14 protein-coding genes are annotated in these 15,383 nt (G+C 69.9%); 12 read left to right on the forward strand and 2 right to left on the reverse strand.

Going from position 1 to position 15,383, the window contains the following annotated elements; translation table 11 throughout:
- The first annotated feature begins 64 nt into the window (after positions 1–64).
- From FHX50_RS00260 to miaB, 8 genes are all read left to right on the forward strand, one after another.
- Positions 65–2,938: an FtsK/SpoIIIE family DNA translocase gene (locus tag FHX50_RS00260; protein WP_183373485.1), complete on the forward strand. Its 2,874-nt coding sequence runs from the start codon at positions 65–67 to the stop codon at positions 2,936–2,938.
- 9 nt (positions 2,939–2,947) lie between these two features.
- The gene (pgsA, locus tag FHX50_RS00265; RefSeq protein WP_246370618.1) at positions 2,948–3,580 is read left to right on the forward strand and encodes a CDP-diacylglycerol--glycerol-3-phosphate 3-phosphatidyltransferase; all 633 of its coding nucleotides are present in this window, start codon (positions 2,948–2,950) and stop codon (positions 3,578–3,580) included.
- Between the two features lie 4 nt (positions 3,581–3,584).
- Entirely contained in the window at positions 3,585–4,097 is a 513-nt protein-coding gene (locus tag FHX50_RS00270) for a CinA family protein (protein ID WP_183373486.1), read from the forward strand.
- Between the two features lie 262 nt (positions 4,098–4,359).
- The gene (locus FHX50_RS00275) at positions 4,360–4,680 is read left to right on the forward strand and encodes a helix-turn-helix domain-containing protein (protein WP_183373487.1); all 321 of its coding nucleotides are present in this window, start codon (positions 4,360–4,362) and stop codon (positions 4,678–4,680) included.
- 3 nt (positions 4,681–4,683) lie between these two features.
- A complete protein-coding gene (locus tag FHX50_RS00280; protein WP_183373488.1) occupies positions 4,684–4,911 on the forward strand; it encodes a DUF3046 domain-containing protein in 228 nt (75 codons plus the stop codon).
- Positions 4,912–5,136: 225 nt separating this feature from the next.
- On the forward strand, positions 5,137–6,219 hold the full coding sequence (gene recA, locus FHX50_RS00285; protein ID WP_183373489.1) for a recombinase RecA: 1,083 nt from the start codon (positions 5,137–5,139) through the stop codon (positions 6,217–6,219).
- A gap of 56 nt (positions 6,220–6,275) precedes the next feature.
- The gene (locus FHX50_RS00290; RefSeq protein ID WP_183373490.1) at positions 6,276–6,926 is read left to right on the forward strand and encodes a regulatory protein RecX; all 651 of its coding nucleotides are present in this window, start codon (positions 6,276–6,278) and stop codon (positions 6,924–6,926) included.
- 73 nt (positions 6,927–6,999) lie between these two features.
- The gene (gene miaB, locus FHX50_RS00295) at positions 7,000–8,619 is read left to right on the forward strand and encodes a tRNA (N6-isopentenyl adenosine(37)-C2)-methylthiotransferase MiaB (RefSeq protein WP_183373491.1); all 1,620 of its coding nucleotides are present in this window, start codon (positions 7,000–7,002) and stop codon (positions 8,617–8,619) included.
- Between the two features lie 12 nt (positions 8,620–8,631).
- On the opposite strand, the gene FHX50_RS00300 is transcribed toward miaB, so the two are convergent.
- Positions 8,632–9,111, reverse strand: a complete 480-nt coding sequence (locus FHX50_RS00300; protein WP_183373492.1) for a type III secretion system chaperone family protein — start codon at positions 9,109–9,111, stop codon at positions 8,632–8,634.
- A 121-nt stretch (positions 9,112–9,232) separates the two neighbouring features.
- Between FHX50_RS00300 and miaA the strand changes: the two genes are divergently transcribed.
- Both miaA and dapF read left to right on the forward strand, forming a co-directional pair.
- A complete protein-coding gene (gene miaA, locus FHX50_RS00305) occupies positions 9,233–10,150 on the forward strand; it encodes a tRNA (adenosine(37)-N6)-dimethylallyltransferase MiaA (protein ID WP_183373493.1) in 918 nt (305 codons plus the stop codon).
- A 10-nt stretch (positions 10,151–10,160) separates the two neighbouring features.
- Positions 10,161–11,027, forward strand: coding sequence for a diaminopimelate epimerase (gene dapF / locus FHX50_RS00310; protein ID WP_183373494.1), 867 nt, complete (start codon positions 10,161–10,163; stop codon positions 11,025–11,027).
- Here the strand turns inward: dapF and FHX50_RS00315 are convergent.
- Entirely contained in the window at positions 11,011–11,652 is a 642-nt protein-coding gene (locus FHX50_RS00315; RefSeq protein ID WP_239376100.1) for a class I SAM-dependent methyltransferase, read from the reverse strand. The genes dapF and FHX50_RS00315 overlap by 17 nt on opposite strands.
- Positions 11,653–11,748: 96 nt before the next feature.
- Between FHX50_RS00315 and hflX the strand changes: the two genes are divergently transcribed.
- Both hflX and FHX50_RS00325 read left to right on the forward strand, forming a co-directional pair.
- Positions 11,749–13,317, forward strand: a complete 1,569-nt coding sequence (gene hflX / locus FHX50_RS00320; protein ID WP_425485164.1) for a GTPase HflX — start codon at positions 11,749–11,751, stop codon at positions 13,315–13,317.
- Between the two features lie 30 nt (positions 13,318–13,347).
- Positions 13,348–15,375, forward strand: coding sequence for an ATP-dependent DNA helicase (locus FHX50_RS00325; protein ID WP_183373496.1), 2,028 nt, complete (start codon positions 13,348–13,350; stop codon positions 15,373–15,375).
- Positions 15,376–15,383: the final 8 nt, after the last annotated feature.

A 15,383-nucleotide genomic window follows, 5' to 3' on the forward strand; every position in this document is an offset into this window, starting at 1 on the left:
ATCCCCGCCCCCGTCCGGCGCCCCGCTTCGAGGCGCGGCGGGGGCGTCGGGGTAGATTGGGGGCATGGCTGCACGGACGTCTTCCCCCGCACGTGCGTCGAAAGGCTCTGCTCGCAAGGGCTCATCGCGAACCGCGAAGCAGGACGGTTCCTCGACGCTCCCCCTTCCCATTCGGGCTGCCCGAGCGGGCTACCTCGGCGTGGCCCGCGCCGTCGGCGGCTTCATCCGCGGCATCGGCTTCGCCCGCTGGGACGTCGCCTATGAGCAGCGGCGCGACGGCTTCGCGCTGTTCCTGCTGCTGCTGGCGCTGCTGATCGCGATCCCGGACTGGTTCCAGGCGCGCGGCCCCGTGTTCGGCGCCGTGCACACCGTCTCCGCGTCCACGTTCGGCATCATGAGCGTGGTGCTGCCGCTGCTGCTGGGCGGCTGGTCGGTGCGCATGTTCCGCCGCCCCGACTTCGTCCACGCCAACACCCGCATCGGCATCGGCATCGCCGTGCTCATCGGCTCCCTCTGCGCAATCGCCTCGGTCAGCGCCCGCCTGCCCGCCCCCGCCGACGGAGTCACCGCCCTCAGCCTCGGCGGCGGTGTGCTCGGGTACCTGGTGGCGGCCCCGCTCGCTGCGCTGGTCCCCACCTGGGTGGTGGTGATCCTCGCGCTCGTCGCCGCGTTCTTCGCGGTCCTGATCATGACGGCGACCCCGCTGAATGCGATCGTGCCGAAGCTGCACGAGGTGTACCTCGCGCTCGTGGGCCACGGCCAGAACGAAGCCGATGAGCGCGCCGCGTTCGGGCTGGAGGCCCGCCCCACCCGGGAGGAGCGGATCGCTCGTCGCACCGGCGCTGTCCGCGCCGGGGGAGGGGCCGACGGGGACCGCGATGACGACGAGCCGAAGCCGTCCAAGCGCGCCAGCTCGCTGCTGCGCCGCCGCAAGCGCGGCCAGGAGCCCGATACCGAGGTGATGTCCGACGGCGCGGGGCACGACGAGTTCGGCTACAGCGGCGACACTCCGTACGAGACCGGTGTGACACAGGCCGATGCCCAGGGCGCCACGGCTGTTCTGCCCGCCGGCGGCGCCTCCGGGTCCCACGGGTCCGGGGCGACCGAGAAGCTGCCCCCCGTGGACGACGGCGACGAGGTGTACGACGTCCTCGCCGAGGAGACCGCCCGCCAGAAGCAGTTCCCCGGCCAGCAGCCGGCTGAGGGCGGCAGCACCGCCGTCGGGCAGGATCCGTCGGCCCCCGAGGAGAAGGACGCGGAGCTGATCCCGCCGCCGGCCGGGGATCTGCCCCGCGCCGGGGAGCAGCTGGAGCTCGACGGCGACATCGTCTACATGCTCCCCGAGTCCGACTTCCTCGCGGAGGGCCCGCCGTCGAAGTCCCGCAGCGAGGCCAACGATCGCGTGGTCGAGGCGCTCGGCGAGGTGTTCGAGCAGTTCAAGGTGAACGCGGAGGTCGTCGGCTTCTCCCGCGGCCCCACCGTCACCCGCTACGAAGTGGAGCTCGGCGCGGGCACGAAGGTGGAGAAGGTGACGGCGCTGTCCAACAACATCGCGTACGCCGTCGCCAGCGCCGATGTGCGGATCCTTTCGCCGATCCCGGGTAAGAAGGCGATCGGCATCGAGATCCCGAACACGGACCGCGAGATCGTCGCGCTCGGCGACGTGCTGCGCTCCGGTGTGGCGCGCGGCCAGTCCCACCCGATGGTGATGGGCGTCGGCAAGGACGTGGAGGGCGGCTACGTGGTCGCGAACCTCGCGAAGATGCCGCACCTGCTGGTCGCCGGCGCCACCGGTGCCGGTAAGTCCGGCTTCATCAACTCGCTGATCACCTCCCTGCTGATGCGCGCCACCCCGGAGGACGTGCGCATGGTGCTGGTGGACCCCAAGCGTGTGGAGCTCACCATCTATGAGGGCATCCCGCACCTCATCACTCCGATCATCACCAACCCGAAGAAGGCCGCCGAGGCCCTCGAATGGGTGGTGAAGGAGATGGACCACCGGTACGACGACCTCGCCCACTACGGGTTCAAGCACATCGACGACTACAACAAGGCGGTGCGCGCCGGTCAGGTGACGCCGCCGCCGGGCAGTGAGCGCACGGTCGCGCCCTACCCGTACCTGCTGGTGGTCGTGGATGAGCTGGCGGACCTGATGATGGTGGCGCCGCGCGACGTGGAGGGCTCCATCCAGCGGATCACGCAGCTGGCGCGCGCCGCCGGCATCCACCTGGTGCTGGCCACGCAGCGTCCGTCGGTCGATGTCGTCACCGGCATCATCAAGGCGAATGTGCCCAGCAGGCTCGCGTTCTCCACCTCGTCACTGCAGGACTCCCGCGTGATCCTCGACAGCCCGGGCGCGGAGAAGCTGATCGGGCAGGGCGATGCCCTGTTCCACCCGATGGGCAAGGCGAAGCCGATGCGTGTGCAGGGCGCGTGGGTGAACGAGTCGGAGATCCACAAGGTCGTGGACCATGTGAAGTCGCAGATGAAGCCGACGTACCGCGAGGACGTCGCCCAGGTCGCGGCGAAGAAGCAGATCGACGATGACATCGGCGACGACCTCGAGGTGCTGCTGCAGGCCACGGAGCTGGTGGTCACCACCCAGTTCGGCTCCACCTCGATGCTGCAGCGCAAGCTGCGGGTCGGGTTCGCGAAGGCGGGCCGTCTGATGGACCTGCTGGAGTCCCGCGAGATCGTCGGCCCCTCCGAGGGGTCGAAGGCCCGCGACGTCCTGGTGCGCCCGGAGGACCTCGGCCGTGCGATCGCCCGCATCAAGGGCGAGGACACCGACCTGTACGAGGACTCCGCCGAACCGGCCGGTGCCGCCATGGGAACCGGGTCACCGGAGGAGATGATGGACTCGGTGCCGGTCGCCGAGGACTACTATGACGACGACGAGGGCGGCTCCGATGACGCCTGGCAGCTGACCGGACGCTGAGGAAGGACCATGATGAGCAGCAGCGCACCCATCCCCGAGGGCGCACCCGGGGCAGGGGACCAGGCGGCGCCGCAGGCACCGCTGTGGAACATCGCGAACATCCTGACGATGCTGCGGATCGTCATGGTGCCCCTCTTCGTCATCGCCGCTGTCGTCTACCACGAGAACGCCCCGATGCGGTGGGCGGTGCTGGGGATCTTCGCCCTCGCCATGATCACCGACTTCGTGGACGGGCACCTGGCGCGCTCGCGCAACCTCATCACGGACTTCGGCAAGCTGATGGACCCGATCGCGGACAAGCTGATCACCGGCGCCGCTTTCATCATCCTCAGCATCTGGGACTACATCCCGTGGTGGATGACGCTGCTGATCCTGCTGCGCGAATGGGGCATCACCATCATGCGCTTCACGATCCTCAAGCACGGCGCGCTGCCCGCGAACTTCGCCGGCAAGGCGAAGACCATGATGCAGTCCATCGCCATCGCGTTCTGCCTCGCCCCGTTCGAACTGCTGATGCCGCAGCTGAAGTGGGTGGGCATCGTCCTGGTCGCCATCGCGTTCGTCCTCACGATGTGGTCGGGCTGGCTCAACGTGAAGGACGGCATCCGTCTGCGCCGCGAAGCCCTCGCCTCCGGAGCCTGAGCCGATGGCCGGGCCCGCAGCAGGCGGCGCGATCGACCCCGTCGGCCACGGCGCCGCCGGCCGCCTCCTCGCCGCCGCCCAGCAGCGCGGTCTGTGGATCGCGACTGCGGAGTCCCTCACCGGCGGGATGCTGGCCTCCCGCCTGATCGACGTTCCCGGCGCCTCCGCCTGCATGGCCGGCGGCGCCTGCACCTATTCGTTCGAGGCGAAGCACCGCGTGCTCGGCCTCGACCTCGCCGACCTCGAGGAGCACGGGGCAGTGCGCGGGTCCGTCGCGCGCGCGATGGCGCTCGCGGCCCGCCGCCTCTACGACTGCGACATCGCGATCGCCACCACGGGTGCCGCGGGCCCGGGCCCCGACGACTACGGCGTGCCCGCCGGCACCGCGTTCATCGCCGTGAGCGCGGGGGAGGAGCTGGTGGTGGAGGAGGTGCGGGCCGACGGGGACCGCCCCGCGGTCCGGGCCGCTGTGGCGCAGCGGGCGCTGGATCTGGCGCTGCGGGTTGTGGAGATGTGACGGACTGTGGTGACGTGCGTCCTGCCAGTTGTCCGCAACGGCGCTTTTCCCCGAGTGTGACCCGTAGAATCATGGGAACAAATCCGGCTCCCCATCCGTTGTGAGAGGCATGAACACCTCCCACATGAACCGCAGTCGGGCCGATGTCGCAGGCGTGCAGCGCGAAGAGCGCCGCCTCAGCGCATCCGGTGCCGGCCGCAGGAGCCTTCTTGCACTCCCCCCGAGCACGTCGCCGGACGAGGAGAGGAAAGGACGACGAGACATGGTGCTCTTCCGCCGCGAACTGGGCGATGTGCTGCGCGCTGCCCGGCTCCACCAGAGGAGGACTCTGCGCCAGGTCTCCGCAGATGCACGCGTCTCCTTGGGCTACCTCAGCGAGATCGAGCGCGGCCAGAAGGAGGCCTCGTCGGAGCTCCTGGCATCCATCACCCAGGCACTGGGCTACCCCCTGTCCCTGATCCTGCGCGAAGTGGCCGAACGGGTCGCCCTGCAGGAGGGGATCCTCGTGCCGGACACCGTCCCGGCCGATCTGGACTGCTCCGAGGGCGGCCGCGAGGACCGCGCCCTGGTGGGCACCCGCTGATCCGTGAAGCTCAGCGAATTCACCGAGCTCGCCGAGCATGTCTTCGGGCCCGCTCTGGCCCGCACCTATGTCGAGGAGATGGTGCTGCCGGACCTCGGCTCCGTCACCGCCCGTGAAGCGATCGAGCAGGGCGCACCCGTGCGCAAGGTCTGGACCTCGCTGTGCGATGCGATGGATGTGCCCGACCGCGACCGGTGGGAAGTGCCGATCGAAGCGCGGCCGCGCCGCTGAGATGGGCGGCGCCGGGGCACTGGCGGCATCCGATGAGGCGCGCGTCTCATCCTGTTCGAAGCGCTTCGGTGTTCGACTCGATCTCGAACGCCTGTTCGTCTATGCTGGGTCCAGCGGTTGTCCACGCCTGCACTTGCGCACCGGACGGCTGCCGGACTTTAAATGTCGCACCCCCTCTCTAGAGTGGGACCGAACCACGAAGAGACGTGAGGAAAGGAACCTGTCATGGCAGCAGCCCCGAAGGACCGAGACAAGTCGCTGGATGCAGCGCTCGCACAGATCGACCGCCAGTTCGGCAAGGGCTCGGTCATGCGCCTGGGCGATGACACCCGTCCGCCGGTCGAGGTCGTGCCCACCGGCTCGGTCGCTCTGGATGTCGCGCTCGGCATCGGTGGTCTGCCCCGCGGCCGCATCGTGGAGGTCTACGGCCCGGAGTCCAGCGGTAAGACCACCGTTGCCCTCCACGCCGTCGCCAATGCCCAACGCAACGGCGGCATCGCCGCTTTCGTGGACGCCGAGCACGCCCTCGACCCCGAGTACGCCAAGAAGCTCGGCGTGGACACCGACTCCCTCCTCGTCTCCCAGCCGGACACCGGTGAACAGGCCCTGGAGATCACGGACATGCTGGTGCGCTCCGGTGCCATCGACATCATCGTGATCGACTCCGTCGCCGCACTCGTGCCGAAGGCCGAGATCGAAGGCGAAATGGGCGACTCCCACGTGGGTCTGCAGGCCCGCCTCATGTCGCAGGCGCTGCGCAAGCTGGCCGGTGCTCTGTCCTCCACCGGCACCACCGCCATCTTCATCAACCAGCTGCGCGAGAAGATCGGCGTGTTCTTCGGCAGCCCCGAGACCACCACCGGCGGTAAGGCGCTGAAGTTCTACGCGTCCGTCCGCATGGACATCCGCCGCATCGAGACCCTGAAGCAGGGCACCGACTCGGTCGGCAACCGCACCCGCGTGAAGATCGTGAAGAACAAGATGGCCCCTCCCTTCAAGCAGGCCGAGTTCGACATCCTCTACGGCGAAGGCATCTCCCGCGAAGGCGGCCTGATCGATCTGGGCGTGGAGCACGGCATCGTCCGCAAGTCCGGCGCCTGGTTCACCTACGAGGGCGATCAGCTCGGCCAGGGCAAGGAGAACGCCCGCCGCTTCCTCAAGGACAACCCGGACCTCGCAGTGGACATCGAACACAAGATCCTCGCGAAGCTCGGCATCGGCGACCACGCCGAGAAGCCCGAGGAGGCCGAGGGCGCTGCGGGTGCCGAAGGCGAGTTCGTCGATGACGAGATCCCCGTCAAGATCTGATGCCCGCGCAGCCGCCTGATGAGCGGCCGCGGGACCAGCAGGCGGAGCGGGCGGGCGTGACCTCACGGCACGCCCGCTCCGCGCATCCTGACCCTGTGGTCCGCGGCCTCCAGCAGAACCTCGCCGCCTACGAACGCGGCGAGACGCCCCGCAACCGTGTGGTGCGGGAATTCCGCAGCCCGGAGGATGAGAAGCGGGTCGTGAAGGAAGCGCGCTACTGCATGGGCCTGATCGGCCGCCGCCTGCGCTCCGAATTCGAACTGCGCACCCGCCTGGCCGAACGCTGCCGGGACGAGAACGACCGTGTCGACACCGCGCTCGTGGACGAAGTGATCGCCCGCCTGGACCGAGCCGACCTCATCAACGACTTCCTGTTCGCCACCGAATGGATCATGCAGCGCCGCGCCGCGAAGCAGCTCGGCACCGGCGCCCTGCGCAGCGAACTCGAAGCCAAAGGCGTGGACGAGTCGATCATCAACATCGCGATCGACGACACGGAGGACGGCAGCGAAACCGAACGGTGCATCGCCCTCGTCCGCGACCGCCTCGACAGAGAACTGCGCTCCACCCGCGCCCTGAGCCGCGATCGCCGCTCCATGGCGCGTCGGCTGTGCGCCGCCGTGCAGCGCCGCGGCTACTCGCAGAACCTCGCCCTGCGGATCGTCAACCAGGAACTGGACATCGCCCGCGTCCCCTGGCAGGCGTGACAGCCCGCTCGCGATGGAGCAGGCCGCGCCCGAGCACCGCCGCTGCCGCCGACTCTTCTAGGCTGAACCCACTATGACGAGCACCCCCACCACCGGCCGCGGCACCTACCAGGTCCGCACCTTCGGCTGCCAGATGAACGTCCACGACTCCGAGCGCCTCGCCGGCCTCCTGGAGACCGCCGGGTACACGCCCGCGCCGGAGAGTGCCGACGTCGAACGCGGCGACGTCGACGTCATCGTGTTCAACACCTGCGCGGTCCGCGAGAACGCCGACCGGCGCCTCTACGGCCACCTCGGGATGCTCCGCCCCGCCAAGCGCCGCAACCCCAACCTGCAGATCGCCGTCGGCGGGTGCCTCGCCCAGAAGGACCGCTCCACCATCACCGACCGCGCCCCCTGGGTGGACGTCGTGTTCGGCACCCACAACATCCACTCCCTGCCGGTGCTGCTGGACCGCGCCCGCCACGAGCGCGACGCCCAAGTGGAGATCCTCGAATCCCTCGAAGTGTTCCCCTCCACCCTCCCCACGAAGCGCGAAAGCGCCGCCGCCGGCTGGGTGTCCATCTCCGTGGGTTGCAACAACACCTGCACCTTCTGCATCGTCCCCTCCCTGCGCGGCAAGGAGAAGGATCGCCGCCCCGGCGACATCCTCGCCGAAGTGCAGCACCTCGTGGACACCGGCGCGATCGAAGTGACGCTGCTCGGCCAGAACGTCAACTCCTATGGCGTCGAGTTCGGCGACCGCGGTGCCTTCGCGAAACTGCTGCGCGCCTGCGGCGAGATCGACGGCCTGGAGCGCATCCGCTTCACCTCACCGCACCCCGCCATGTTCACCGATGACGTCATCGACGCCATGGCGGAGACCCCCACCGTGATGCCGCAGCTGCACATGCCGCTGCAGTCCGGCTCCGACCGCATCCTGAAAGCGATGCGCCGCTCCTACCGGTCCGCGAAGTTCCTCCGCATCCTCGACAGCGTGCGGGAAAGGATCCCGCACGCTGCCATCACCACCGACATCATCGTCGGCTTCCCCGGCGAAACCGAGGACGACTTCCAGCGCACCCTCGACGTGGTGGAGGCATCCCGCTTCTCCAGCGCCTTCACCTTCCAGTACTCACCGCGTCCCGGCACCCCCGCCGCCGACATGGAGGACCAGGTGCCCAAGGAGGTGGTGCAGGACCGGTACGAACGCCTCACCGCACTGCAGGACCGCATCAGCGCCGAAGAGAACCAGCGGCTCATCGGCACCGAAGTGGAAGTCATCATCGGCGACGGTGAGGGCACCCGGGATCAGCAGACCCATCGCCTGTCCGGGCGCTCACGCGACAACCGTCTCGTCCACGTCGGCATCCCCGCGGGCCTCAGCGAGGCCGATATGCCCCGCCCCGGCGATGCGGTCACGGCGCGGGTTACGGCTGCGGCGCCGTTCTACCTCGTCGCGGACTCCGGCGTGACGCCCGCCGATGCAGGTCACGCCTCGGCGCCGACGGGCGCGAGCAGCGGTGAGCCGGCAGGGGAGTTCCGCATCCGACGCACCCGCTCCGGTGACGCCTGGCAGGCTCGCCTCACCGCAGCGGACGACTCGTGCTCCACCGGTGGCTGCGGCACCGGGCCGGCACCCGCGGGGCCCGTCGGCCTCGGCATGCCGAGCGTGCGCGCCCCGCAGCAGGGGCGCGAGCAGGGGGTCAAGTAGGGGGCGGCGCGATCAGCGGGTGGCGGGGCCGTCGCCTTCGGAGATCTCCTCCTCCACGTTGTGGAAGAAGGTGATGATGGTGGACAGGGCCGTGGTGATCGTGTGGTCCAGCTCCGCGTCATCAACACCGAAGCGGAAGTCCATCACCGTCTCGCCGTACACGCCGAGCGCCTCATCGTTCTCGCGCCGCACGTACACCTTCGGCCACATGCGCTCCATGTTCCAGTGATTGCAGACGCGCACACAGTCCAGCTTCTGATCCGCCCCCGGCATGGTGTCCCACCGGCCGCGGATCAGCAGCAGCGAATCGTGCTCACCGGTCACCATGAACGTGAACGGGTACGAATCGAACCGCGCCCGCACCGAGTTCTCATGCTCATCGTCAGGGACGAACGAGTAGCCGTGGCGCTGCAGGGCGTCAGTGATCCGTCCCAGGGTCAGGCGCGGCCGCGTCGATGCAGGCAGCTGGTCGCGCTCAGGTCGTGTAGGCATCGCTCATCCTTCGTCTCGGGCGCCCACGCGGCCCTTCAGGGGCCGCGGACTGTCGGCAACCAACGCTAACCCACCCCTGCAGGCGCCACCACATCGCTGCCGAAGATGGAAGAATCGATCCATGGACATCCCCTTGATCGTCATCGCCGGCGCCACCGCCACCGGCAAGAGCGACATCGCCATCGCGCTTGCCGACCGCATCGGCGGGGAGATCATCAACGCGGATGCCCTCCAGTTCTACCGCGGCATGGACATCGGCACAGCGAAGACCCCGCCCGCTGAGCGCCGCGGCATCCCCCACCACCTGCTGGACGTCCTCGACGTCACCGACGAAGCGAGCGTCGCCCAGTACCAGCGGGACGCCCGCGCCCGCGTCCACGAGATCCGCTCCCGCGGACGGGTGCCGATCGCAGTCGGCGGCTCCGGACTGTACCTGCGGGCCCTCACCGATGAGATCCGCTTCCCGCCGACGGATCCCGCCGTCCGGCGCCGCCTCGAACTCTGGGCCCGGGAGGTCGGCAGCGCCGCAGCGCACCGCACCCTCGCCGAGAAGGACCCGTCGGCCGCCCAGCGGATCCAGGTCGGCGACGCCCGCCGCATCGTCCGCGCCCTCGAAGTCATCGAGCTCACCGGGGAGCCGTTCACCGCGTTCCTGCCCAGCTACACCTACGCCGACCCGTGGGTCATCCACACCGCGATCCGCCGCGACCGCGACGACCTTCACCAGCGGGTGGAGCGCCGCGTGCACCTCATGGCGGAGCAGGGGCTCCTGGACGAAGTGCGCGACCTCATCGACAGCGGCATCACCGAGGGGAGGACCGCCCGACAGGCCATCGGGTACGCCCAGATGCTCGCCCACCTGCGCGGCGACCTCACCTGGGCCGAGGCGATCGACCAGACCATCACCGGGACGCGCCGCCTCGTGCGCAAACAGGACACGTGGTTCCGCCGCGACCCGCGGATCACCTGGATCGACGCCGCCGGCCCCGACCCCGTCGCCCGGATCCAGACCCTGGTTGCGTCCGGGAGCCCGGCGTAGACTGCGCCCCATGGGACTTCGCAGCACCGACCCCCGCATCAGCTTCGGGCACGGCACCAAGAACACGTTCGTGCTCGTCGACGATCCCGACGGCGAACTCGCGCTGACCGAGCAGGACGTCCGCGACCTCGCCGCCCTCTGGGGTGAGGACAGCGCCGACGGCGTCATCCGGGTGGTGCGCACCGCCGCCAGCGGCGAAGGGTTCATCGCCTCCGGTGACCGGCCCGACGGCACCGGCCACGAATGGTTCATGGACTACCGCAACGCCGATGGCTCCATCGCCCAGATGTGCGGCAACGGCGTGCGTGTGTTCGCCGCCCACCTCCGCGACCGCGGCTGGGTGGAGGCCGACGAGTTCCCCATCATGACCCGCGCCGGCGAACGCTCCGTCACCATTGAGCAGGCGCCCAGCGGCGGCGACGAGCAATGGCAGGTGAAGGTGGGCATGGGCCCTGCCCGCACCAATGACGCCGTCCGCATGGTGACGGTCGACTCCGACTCGTTCGAAGGCCGCGATGTCGACCTCGGCAACCCGCACTGCGTGGTGCAGCTGCCCGACGGCGTCGACTACGACTGTCTCAACCTCGCTGACCGGCCCGACCTCACACCCGAACCGGCCGACGGCGCCAACATCGAATTCGTGCAGGTCCTCGGCGACCGCCACATCCGCATGCGCGTGTTCGAACGTGGAGTGGGGGAGACCCTGTCCTGCGGCACCGGCGCCACCGCTGCGGTCGCCGCGACCGCTGACGCCCTCGGCGAGGGCTGGGGTGAGCAGTGGCTGGTGGACGTGCGCGGCGGCCAGCTGCGCATCGGGTGGGACAGCGACGCCCACATGACCCTCGCCGGGCCCGCAGTGCTCAGCCGCGCCGACTGACCTGCAGCAGGCGGAACCCCTTCGAGCTGTTCAGCCGCTCGACCCGGCGGTCCGGCCATTCCCGGCCGATCCAGGCGGCGAGGGAGTCCGCCCCCAGGTTCTTGCCGACGATCATCGACGCCGTCCCCTCCGGGGTGAGGCGGTCCAGCCACAGCCGCAGCAGTTCGTGCAGCGCCTGCTTCCCGATCCGGATCGGCGGGTTCGACCAGATCGCGTCGATCCGGTCGCCCTCCCGGAATTCCTCGGGGGCGATGACCTCGATGTTCGTCAGGCCCAGGCGCTGGGCGTTCAGGGCGCACACCGCGCGCGCATGCTCGTTGACGTCCACGGCGAGGACCCGCGCCTGCGGCTGCAGCAGCGCCATCGTGAGCGCGATCGGTCCCCAGCCGCAGCCGAGGTCCAGCACGGTGCTGTCCGGCTCCAGCGGCGGCATCTGATCCGTCTGTGCGAGCAGCAGCGCCGTCGCCTTGTCCAGACCGTCGGAGGAGAAGATCCCGTCGGCCGAGAGGACGGTGCGCTCCTCACCGGCCAGCGGCACCCGCAGCTCCCGAGTGCGCAGATCCGCACCCGCGGCGGGCGAAAAGTAGTGGGCGGGGGTGCCGGGAGTGTCTGCTTCGCGTGTCACATGGGGGAGTGTAGGCCATAAATCGATCGACCCCGCGCCCTGGGCGTGCCATGCTGGAGCATCACCACCACCGCCGACCGAGAGAAGGCCCCCGACTTGCCCACCTCCTTCACCCCCGACCCCGAGTTCAGCCTCGACTCCGACGCCCCCGCCCGCGGGGAGCATGACGGAACCGGGCAGGCGGGCGCGGCCGACGGGGCAGCGGACACCGCACGGGGCCGCGGCAGCTCGCTGATGGACCGCGTCCTGTCCCGCGGTGACGCCTCCATCTCCGCCTTCACCTACTCCAGCAGCGACTCCGACGGCGACCAGTTCGACCTCGCCGACCGCCACGCCCTGCGCCGCGTCGACGGCCTCTCCACCGAGCTCGACGACGTCACCGAGGTCGAATACCGCGAACTGCGGCTCGAGAACGTGGTCCTCGCGGGCCTGTTCACCACCGGCAACGTCACCGACGCCGAGAACTCCATGCGGGAACTCGCCGCCCTCGCCGAAACCGCCGGCTCCACCGTCCTCGACGGCGTCATGCAGCGCCGCGCCCACCCGGACCCCGCCACCTTCCTCGGCAAGGGAAAGGCGCTCGAACTCGCGGACCTCGTGGCGGAGGTCGGTGCCGACACCGTCATCGCCGACGGCCAGCTCGGCCCCTCCCAGCGCCGCGCCCTCGAGGACATCGTGAAGGTGAAGGTCATCGACCGCACCGCCCTCATCCTCGACATCTTCGCCCAGCACGCGAAGAGCCGCGAAGGCAAGGCGCAGGTGGAGCTCGCACAGCTCGAGTACCTGCTGCCGCGTCTGCGCGGCTGGGGCGAATCGATGTCCCGTCAGGCCGGTGGCCGAGTCGCCGGCGGCGCCGGCATCGGCTCCCGAGGCCCCGGTGAGACGAAGATCGAACTGGACCGCCGCCGCATCCGCACCCGCATGGCGAAGCTGCGCCGGGAGATCAAGGAGATGGCGCCCAGTCGTGCCGCCAAACGCGCCGACCGGTACCGCCGCGACGTGCCCGCGGTGGCCATCGCCGGCTACACCAACGCCGGGAAGTCCTCGCTGCTCAACCGCCTCACCCGCGCCGGGGTCCTCGTGGAGAACGCCCTGTTCGCCACCCTCGACCCGACGGTGCGGCGCGCGCAGACCCCCGACGGCCGCGAGTTCACGTTCGCGGACACCGTCGGCTTCGTGCGCCACCTCCCGCACGAACTGGTCGAAGCGTTCCGCTCCACCCTCGAAGAAGTCGCCGACGCGGACCTGCTGCTGCATGTGGTCGACGCCGGCCACCCCGACCCGGAGGGCCAGATCCAGGCGGTGCGGGAAGTCCTCTCAGACATCGAGGACTTCGACGTCCCCGAACTCGTCGTCTTCAACAAGGCGGACCTCGCCGCCCCTGAGACCCTGGCGCGGCTGCGCTCCCAGGTCCAGGACTCCGTCGCGGTGTCCGCCATCACCGGTGAGGGCATCGAGGAGCTGCGCGAGATGATCGCGGAGCGCCTCCCGCAGCCCACCGAAGAGGTGGACCTCGTGGTGCCGTACACCCGCGGCGACCTCGTCTCCCGCGTCCACACCACGGGCGAGATGATCAGCGAGGAGTTCGAGGAGAACGGCACCCACGTGCACGCCCGTGTGGACGGCCGTCTCGCCGCTGAACTCGACGAAGCGCGGGTCCGCTGACGAGCGGTCAGGCGCGGGTAGGATCGACCAATGGCCACCGCACCGATCCCTCAGCTCCTGGAAGCCGCTGTTGGCGCGGTCGGCGGTGAAGTCCGCACCGGTCAGCGCACCATGGCGGAGGGCATCGCCCAGTCCCTGGAGGACAAGCGGCATCTGCTGGTGCAGGCCGGTACCGGGACCGGCAAGTCCCTCGCCTACCTCGTGCCCGCACTCGCCTACGCCGTCGAGAACGACGCCCCGGTGGTGATCTCCACCGCCACCATCGCGCTGCAGAACCAGATCGTGGAGAAGGACCTGCCCCGACTGGTGGACGCGCTCGCCCCGATGCTGGAGCGCACCCCGTCGTTCAGCCTGCTGAAGGGCCGCTCCAACTACCTGTGCCTGCACAAGATCGCCGGCGGCTACCCGGACGACCTCGACCCCGGCGCCCTGTTCAGCGAAGCGTCCGTCACAGGTGAGCCGGCCGCGTCCGAACGCCTCGGCGACCAGGTGAAGCGGCTGCGCGAATGGGCGGAGGACACCGACACCGGCAACCGCGACGACCTGCGCACCCCCGTCTCGGACCGTGCCTGGCGGCAGGTGTCCGTCACCGGCGCCCAATGCCTCGGCGCGCAGTGCCCGATGAAGGACTCCTGCTTCGCGGAGCGCAACCGCGCCATCGCGAAGGAATCCGACATCATCGTCACCAACCATGCCCTGCTGGCGATCGACGCGTTCGACGGGCACGGCATCATCCCCGAGCACGACGTCGTCATCATCGACGAGGCCCACGAGCTCGCCGCCCGTGTCACCGGCGCCGTCACCGAAACGCTCAGCGCCGGCCACGTCCGCTCTGCGGTGCGGGACCTGCGAGGTCTCGGCGTGGTCTCCACCGCCCTCGACGACGCCGGCCACGCCCTCGGGGACGCCCTCGGCCTGCAGCCCGACGGACGCATCACCGGCGACATGCCGCCTGTCCTCAGCGACGCCATCACACTGCTGGAGATCGAAGCGCGCCAAGCCCACTCCGATGCCAAGGACGCCGGTGACTCGACTGCCGCCTCCACGGCCGGGGCGCGCAAAGCGGCCCGCACCAAGCTCCAGGAGATCATGGATGTGTGCGCCCGCCTCATCAGCCCGGATGAGGACGATGTCCGCTACATCTCCCACTCGGAGATGACGGGACGCTCCATCATCGAGGTGGCGCCGCTGAGCGTCGCCTCGGCGATGCGCCGCGCCATCCTCGATCAGCGCACCACGGTCTTCACCTCCGCGACCCTGGCGCTCGCGGGCAGGTTCGATCAGGCGGCGGGATCCGTCGGCCTGTTCCCCCGGTCGCGAGTGGATCTGGGCGCCCCGATGAGCGGGTTCATGCGGGAGTCGTCGTCCGCGGAGCGGGAGCAGTGGGCGGGCATCGACGTCGGCAGCCCGTTCGACTACCCGAAGCAGGGCATCCTCTACTGCGCATCGCAGCTGCCGCCGCCCGGACGCGAGGGTCTGTCCCAGCAGCTGCTGGAGCATCTGGTGGAGCTCGCGGAGGCGAGCGAGGGCGGCGTCCTGGGACTGTTCTCCTCCCGCCGCGCAGCGGAGACGGCGGCGGACTACGTCCGCGCCCACACGGGCCTGACGGTGGGGCTGCAGGGCGAGGACTCGCTGACGAACCTGGTGCGCCAGTTCCGTGAGGACTGGTCGATGTGCCTGTTCGGGACGCTGTCACTGTGGCAGGGCGTGGACGTACCGGGAGATGCGTGCCGGCTGGTGGTGATCGACCGGATCCCGTTCCCGCGGCCGGATGACCCGCTGAAGGCGGCTCTGCAGGAGCGGCTCAGCGAGTCCGGGAAGAACGGGTTCATGGCGGTGTCTGCGCGGCACGCGGCACTGCTGATGGCGCAGGGCGCGGGGCGGCTGATCCGCACCCGCAGCGACCGGGGAATGGTGGCGGTGCTGGATTCACGGCTCGCGACGCGGCGGTACGGTTCGTATCTGCGGCAGGCGATGCCGCCGCTGTGGTACACGCAGCGCGCGTCCGTGGCGCTGGGAGCGCTGGAGCGCCTCGCCGCGGCGCCGCGCAGGTCCTGAGAGCCGCG

The organism is Helcobacillus massiliensis, assembly GCF_014191425.1.
GTDB classification, from domain to species: domain Bacteria; phylum Actinomycetota; class Actinomycetes; order Actinomycetales; family Dermabacteraceae; genus Helcobacillus; species Helcobacillus massiliensis.

Bases quoted from the DNA above. Each gene is read 5' to 3' on its own strand.
- FHX50_RS00260 (WP_183373485.1), top strand. From the start codon at position 65: ATGGCTGCACGGACGTCTTCCCCCGCACGTGCGTCGAAAGGCTCTGCT.
- pgsA (WP_246370618.1), top strand. From the start codon at position 2,948: ATGATGAGCAGCAGCGCACCCATCCCCGAGGGCGCACCCGGGGCAGGG.
- FHX50_RS00270 (WP_183373486.1), top strand. From the start codon at position 3,585: ATGGCCGGGCCCGCAGCAGGCGGCGCGATCGACCCCGTCGGCCACGGC.
- FHX50_RS00275 (WP_183373487.1), top strand. From the start codon at position 4,360: ATGGTGCTCTTCCGCCGCGAACTGGGCGATGTGCTGCGCGCTGCCCGG.
- recA (WP_183373489.1), top strand. From the start codon at position 5,137: ATGGCAGCAGCCCCGAAGGACCGAGACAAGTCGCTGGATGCAGCGCTC.
- miaB (WP_183373491.1), top strand. From the start codon at position 7,000: ATGACGAGCACCCCCACCACCGGCCGCGGCACCTACCAGGTCCGCACC.
- FHX50_RS00300 (WP_183373492.1), bottom strand. From the start codon at position 9,111: ATGCCTACACGACCTGAGCGCGACCAGCTGCCTGCATCGACGCGGCCG.
- miaA (WP_183373493.1), top strand. From the start codon at position 9,233: ATGGACATCCCCTTGATCGTCATCGCCGGCGCCACCGCCACCGGCAAG.
- dapF (WP_183373494.1), top strand. From the start codon at position 10,161: ATGGGACTTCGCAGCACCGACCCCCGCATCAGCTTCGGGCACGGCACC.
- FHX50_RS00325 (WP_183373496.1), top strand. From the start codon at position 13,348: ATGGCCACCGCACCGATCCCTCAGCTCCTGGAAGCCGCTGTTGGCGCG.